The organism is Pseudoalteromonas sp. TB64 (assembly GCF_000498095.1).
Lineage (GTDB): Bacteria > Pseudomonadota > Gammaproteobacteria > Enterobacterales > Alteromonadaceae > Pseudoalteromonas.
Map to the genome: position 1 here is coordinate 36085 of NZ_AUTQ01000054.1, position 6154 is coordinate 42238.

The 6154-nt window shown below is 37.8% G+C and carries 4 protein-coding genes and 1 pseudogene; 1 reads left to right on the top strand and 4 read right to left on the bottom strand.

The window, feature by feature from the left end:
• The first annotated feature begins 96 nt into the window (after positions 1-96).
• Entirely contained in the window at positions 97-681 is a 585-nt protein-coding gene (locus L647_RS0102010) for a TetR/AcrR family transcriptional regulator (protein ID WP_024609716.1), read from the top strand.
• An 85-nt stretch (positions 682-766) separates the two neighbouring features.
• On the opposite strand, the pseudogene L647_RS01000000123480 reads toward L647_RS0102010, so the two are convergent.
• The 4 genes and pseudogenes from L647_RS01000000123480 to L647_RS0102030 all read right to left on the bottom strand — a co-directional run bounded on the left by L647_RS01000000123480 (position 767) and on the right by L647_RS0102030 (position 6064).
• Positions 767-2886 (bottom strand): annotated as a pseudogene (locus L647_RS01000000123480) (methyl-accepting chemotaxis protein).
• 104 nt (positions 2887-2990) lie between these two features.
• Positions 2991-4208: an organoarsenical effux MFS transporter ArsJ gene (gene arsJ / locus L647_RS0102020; protein ID WP_024609717.1), complete on the bottom strand. Its 1218-nt coding sequence runs from the start codon at positions 4206-4208 to the stop codon at positions 2991-2993.
• A gap of 24 nt (positions 4209-4232) precedes the next feature.
• Positions 4233-5243: an ArsJ-associated glyceraldehyde-3-phosphate dehydrogenase gene (locus L647_RS0102025; RefSeq protein WP_024609718.1), complete on the bottom strand. Its 1011-nt coding sequence runs from the start codon at positions 5241-5243 to the stop codon at positions 4233-4235.
• 59 nt (positions 5244-5302) lie between these two features.
• A complete protein-coding gene (locus L647_RS0102030; protein ID WP_024611512.1) occupies positions 5303-6064 on the bottom strand; it encodes an IS5 family transposase in 762 nt (253 codons plus the stop codon).
• Between the last annotated feature and the right edge of the window lie 90 nt (positions 6065-6154).

A 6154-nucleotide genomic window follows, 5' to 3' on the forward strand; every position in this document is an offset into this window, starting at 1 on the left:
AATTAGGTTTAAGTAACTTCGAGACACATAATATTTGATTTTGAGCGACTGTTCAAGTTAAAATTGAGCAAATGTTCAAATTAATTGAGAAACAACATGGTAAATAAGGTGAAGTTTGAGCGCGAGACCGTTGTCCGCCTTGCAAGTCAGCTATTTTGGGAGAAGGGTTTTCATGCTACCTCAACGCGTGATCTACAAGATGCTGTAAACATGCGTCCCGGGAGTATCTATTCTGCTTTCGGTTCAAAAGAAGGACTTTATATTGAATCGCTAAAAGACTACACAGTGCAAATGGAAAGCCAAATTAAAGAGTGTCTATCTACATCAGACAGTATTCTTGGTGGTTTACGTGCCTTTGTTGAAGACGTAGTCACAAAAAAAGAAAGTACACCGAGTGCTATTTGTATGTTGGTAAAAGCCAATTGCGAATTTGCCGATAAAGACAGCAATTTATACCAACTAAGTTTAGATTTAGCTGATAAATTTGAAAACTACCTTTCGGTTCTTTTTGAGCAAGCAATTGAAAAGAATGAGTTGAGTAATAATATATCCGCGCAAGAATATGCACGATTTTTTGAAGTTCAATTTACTGGACTACGTGGTTATTTTAACCGCCCAGGTGTGGAGTCATTAGCTCAGCCTATGATCAATCAAATGTTTAAGATCATAAAAAGCTTATAACTGCTTTACCCTCAATTATTTGAATAAAAAAACGGCAGTAATTAAATTACTGCCGTTTTTATTTTATCTGAACATTAAATAAATATTATGTTTTTAATTTATTAAGTTCTGAATCTTGTTTCGCTACTAGTTTGTTAAGCATTTCGCTGCTATCACCGGCTTGNAAGATAAATCAGAAAGCTGTGAAGCCGCATCAGATATAAGCGTCAAGTTACGATTAATCTCTTCAGTTACTAAGCTTTGCTCTTCTGCAGCAGTTGCAATGTGTGTTATTTGATTTGTTATTTCATCAACTTTAACAACCACACTATGCAAGGCATCAAACGCAACAGACGTTTCGTCAACTGCATCTTGAGCTCTTACTACGCCTTTTTCTATTACAGTTGAAGCATTACCAACCTCATGTAACAAGCTGTCAATTAGTTTACTAATATCATCGGTTGATGAACGAGTTTTAGAAGCAAGTGCCCTTACTTCGTCGGCAACTACTGCAAAGCCCCTACCATGCTCTCCCGCACGCGCAGCTTCAATTGCAGCATTAAGTGCAAGTAAGTTTGTTTGCTCCGAAATAGTACGAATTACATCTAAAATTTGTGTAATATCTTTACTACGCGAGGCAACTTTTTCTACTGCTTGATTTGCTTCTTTAATTTCTTCTGACATGGTCTTAACTTGCATCATGGCTGACGATAAACTCGATTCACTGCTAACCACTAAACCATTTATTTCGTCAGCTTGTTGCGCAGATTGCTCTGATGCTCTTGCAACTTCAAGCGCTGTCGCGCTCATTTCGTTCATTGCTGTTACCACACTTTCAATTTCTTGAAATTGCGATTGAACATTATGTTTAGTATCAATTGCTATACTTTGAGCAATTTCACCTTGCTGTTTAGTTTGTTCAGATACATCTTTTAGCTCAGAGATTAAATCACGTAATTTAGTTAAAAATCGATTAAATCCACCAGCTAAAGCAATAAGCTCTGCGTGGCTATCAACGTGTAGTGTATGCGTTAAATCGCCTTCAGAACTTGCAAGGTTATCAACTCTTTGTTGAATTTGTTGTAGCGGCGCTATTACACCTGCAATTACTAATTTCATAACAATAAAGGCGACTACCGCAATAGCTAAACCTGTTATTAAAATAATAAACCCAAGTGACGTTGCCGTTTCTTGCATATTTTTTTCTAGCGCTTGAGGGCCTGCAAGTGCAAGCTCTGTTGGCACTTCAATTATTAATGACCATTGTTTATTGGCTAATTTAATATTTATTGGGTAATTAACGAGGTATTCGTTATTAGTTTTAAAAATACCGCTTTGTCCTTTAGACTTTTCAATATCATTAAATATATTAGAACTAACGGCTTCTTTAATTGGACGCCCTAGCTTATTTTTATAGTGACTACTGCCTACAACTAAACCTAAATCGCTCAATAAGGTTACTTTAGCTTGTCCGTTATATAGTTGTTGAGATAGCTTCTCGGTCAACGCCTGAAAGGTCGGAAGCGTTAAATCAACACCAGCTAAACCAATAAACTGCCCTGATTTCAAAATAGGCACAGTTAAAGAAGTAAGCATAACCGAATCGCCCGACGGTATTTCGTATAGGTAAGGTTCCATAATACAAGGCTTGAGTGTATCTTTAGCGCACAAGTACCACTGAGCTTCGCGAATACCAAACTCATTTAACGTTGTAATGTATTTATCGGCTGCATTAGCTACTTTTTGCTGCTCAATTACACCATTTTGATCGCGAGTAATATAAACTTCTAATGTACCTGCACCATCAACTGAATGCTTAAAACCTTGTTGATATTGAGAATCTTGCCCGTCATAAGCATTAGCCTCAAACTGCGAATAAATAGATGATAAAAGCGTGTTTTGCTCTAAAACAGCGCGATTTATACTTACAACTGCATTTCGATCCAAAGTATTTTGCTTTGCTGAGTCACCAAGTAAAGCGGCTAATGAATATGGAACCCTGTAAGCCTCATTTATAAACCCAGCAATTCTTTCACCATAAACAGCGGCATTGGCATTAAGTTTTTCTTCAACTTCTGCAACAATGTATTCTTCAGACTTGGTCGCTAATTGTTCATTACTTGATGATAATTGCCACCATAATATGCTCGAAAGCACCAGTACTGTTATAAATATACTGCCGACACTAAGCCAGAGTAACTTTTTTGCTAACGATATTTCCCGCATTAAACACACCTTTTGATTAAACTACCGTTACAGTTTAGTAGTTTTTGAAAAGGAAGCTATGAATATCACTAAACTAACTGAATTAAATACAATAAGTTGAATTTTTAATGCTTGGCTAAACGAACAGTTATAATTGAAGCTGCAATTAACAAACACACACTCACCCATAAGCATGCATTAAGTCCGTACATCTGAAAAATCCAACCAGAAAGCACAGTACCAAGCAAGCGCCCTATCGCATTGGCCATATAATAAAAACCAACGTCGAGCGACACACCATCATTTTTAGCAAAACTTACAATTAAGTAACTGTGCAACGACGAGTTTACTGCAAATACGCCACCAAAAATGAATAATCCAATAATGAGTGTAAAGTGTACTGCTATATCAAATTGCATCAGCAATGCCAAAACACCTGTTACACCACTTAATAAAACAACCCACCAATATGCTTTTTTAACGGTATGTAAGTTATTGATGTTTAGCCCTGTAATGCGCGGTGCTTGAGATTGTACTAATCCATAAGCAATAACCCACAAGGCAATAAAACCACTCACCCACCAATGGTCCCAGTTAAACTGAGCAGCTAAATACACAGGTAGTGCCACTACAAACCATACATCGCGTGCAGCAAACAAGCATAAACGCGCGGCACTAAGTAAATTTATTGCGCGGGACTTAGAAAATAACTCTTTAAACTTAGGTTTGCTTTTAGCTTTACCAATATCGCTTTTTAAAAAAATTAAACTAATAATCCAAGCAATACTTAGCAAAGTAATTAAACTCAATAAAGCACCTACAAACCCAAATAACGTAAGTAGCAAGCCGCCTAAAAAAAAGCCCACCCCTTTTAAAGCATTTTTAGACCCTGTAAGTATGGCAATCCATTTATATAATTGGTTTTGCCCATCGTCTCCCTTTGGTACTAAATACTTAATGGCACTTTTTGCGCTCATTTTATTTAAGTCTTTAGCAATACCACTCAGTGCTTGCGCTGCCATAACATAGGCAACGGTTAGCCAATCTCCTGGCACGCAAAGCATGACTAAAGCTACAAGTTGTAGCCCAAGCCCTACATTCATGGTTTTGTTTAACCCTAAATATGCTCCTAGCCATCCACCTACTAAATTGGTGATTACGCCAAAAATTTCATAAAACAAAAACAACATGGCTATTGCAAATGCATCATAACCCAACTGATGAAAATACAGCACCACCAGCATCCTTAGTGCGCCATCAGTAAGGGTAAATGCCCAGTAATTACCGGTAATTATTAAATATTGTTTTATAGAGCTTGGTAAATTAGCTAACTGCGCAAGCATGAATTTAAACCTTTTTAAACGAGATTAAACCAAATCACTTTGTGCAACTTTAAGCATTAGCTCAGCGGTACGGTTTGCATAACCCCATTCGTTATCATACCAAGCGTATAATTTAAGCTGAGTGTTGTTAATTACCATAGTTGAAAGCGCATCTATGGTGCAACTACGTGGATCTGTTTTGTAATCTACCGATACAAGCGGTCTTTCTTCATAACCTAAAATACCTTTAAGCTCAGTATTTGCAGCGTCTTTAAACCAGTCATTCACTTCACTTTGTGTTACGCCTCGCTCAAGCTCAAACACGCAATCAGTAATTGATGCATTTGTAAGTGGTACACGCACAGCATGACCGTTTAATTTACCTTTAAGCTCAGGAAAAATATGCGTAATGGCTGTTGCACTGCCTGTTGTTGTTGGTATTAAACTAGTACCGCATGAACGCGCTCTGCGTAGGTCTTTGTGGGGTGCATCTATAATAGTTTGAGTATTGGTAATATCATGTATGGTGGTCATTGAGCCGTGTTTAATGCCTACTTTTTCTTGCAATACCTTTACGATTGGCGCTAAACAGTTAGTTGTGCAAGAAGCGGCAGTAACAATTTTATGCTCATCGGAGTTATAAAGGTTATCGTTTACACCCATTACTATATTTAAAATACCATCTTCTTTTACAGGAGCAGTTACTACTACGCGCTTAACACCTTGCGCTAAGTATTGATTTAACAGCTCAGTGGTTTTCATTTTTCCACTGGCTTCAATAACCACGTCGCAATCTGACCAATCCGTTTCATTTATGGTTTTGTTATTCGTTACTAAAAGAGTGTGTTTACCTACACTAAATGAATTATCGTTACTTGTAACCTGCTGCGCTAAACGCCCGTGTACTGAGTCAAATTCAATTAAATGAGCGTGGGTTTTAGCATCGCCCGCTACATCATTTACTTTAATAAACTCTATTTCTGGCCAATCAACTGCTGCACGCAGTGTTAAACGCCCCATACGGCCAAACCCGTTAATACCTACTTTAATAGTCATAATTAAATACCTTTAATGAGTTAATTTATTAGGGGCTGTTGATCTTTGTAGTATATATATTAATCAGCCCACATTGGTAGCCACATCATAGTAAATGCTAAAGCGAGCATGGAATGATAATTCCGTTCAAGCTTTTCATACCTTGTAGCTATCCCTCTATATTGTTTGATCCGACCAAAGGCATTCTCAACTAAGTGCCTATATTTGTACATGCACCAGTCAATATCTTCATTACCCACTAAACTGTTATCCTTGCGTGGAATAACGGGTGTAGCGCTATTATCACGAATAAACTCTCTTAGTTTTTCACTATCGTAGCCTTTATCTGCGACAACCACATTACTCGTTGGGCAATTGTCTACAAGTGACTCTGCATGGACGATATCATGCGTATTTCCACAGGATAATTCATAATAAACAGGCAATCCTCCGCTATCTACTGCAAGATGAATTTTAGTCGAATTGCCACCTCGACTCTTACCGATTGATTCATTGCCAGCGGTTCTTGCACCGCAACTATGCTGGTGAGCCCTGACAATACTGCCATCAATAAAGATCCAATCCATATCAGCATAGTGGGATAACACACGAAATAATTCATTCAAAATATCTTTTTTGGACCATAAATTAAATCGTCTATAGATAGCACTCCACGAGCCGAAATAAGACGGTAAATCTCGCCAAGGAATACCGGTACGCATCTTATAGAGTATGCCTTCGAGCGTTTTTCTATGCTCAGGCTTATTATAAATTCGACCACTTAAGTGCATTACTTTTGATAAGACATTCCATGTCGCGTCTGTTAACATTAATCTTGGCATGAGGGTTCGGTGTAACGTTTTTTAGCGAATTCAATTATACCTTATCCTCATGCTGTTTGTTTTTTATACCGCAAAGATCAACACGCCCTA

What these genes read in the sequence shown, in the direction of transcription:
- arsJ (WP_024609717.1), bottom strand. Translation starts at nt 4,208, where the DNA reads ATGCTTGCGCAGTTAGCTAATTTACCAAGCTCTATAAAACAATATTTA.
- L647_RS0102030 (WP_024611512.1), bottom strand. Translation starts at nt 6,064, where the DNA reads ATGCCAAGATTAATGTTAACAGACGCGACATGGAATGTCTTATCAAAA.
- L647_RS0102025 (WP_024609718.1), bottom strand. Translation starts at nt 5,243, where the DNA reads ATGACTATTAAAGTAGGTATTAACGGGTTTGGCCGTATGGGGCGTTTA.
- L647_RS0102010 (WP_024609716.1), top strand. Translation starts at nt 97, where the DNA reads ATGGTAAATAAGGTGAAGTTTGAGCGCGAGACCGTTGTCCGCCTTGCA.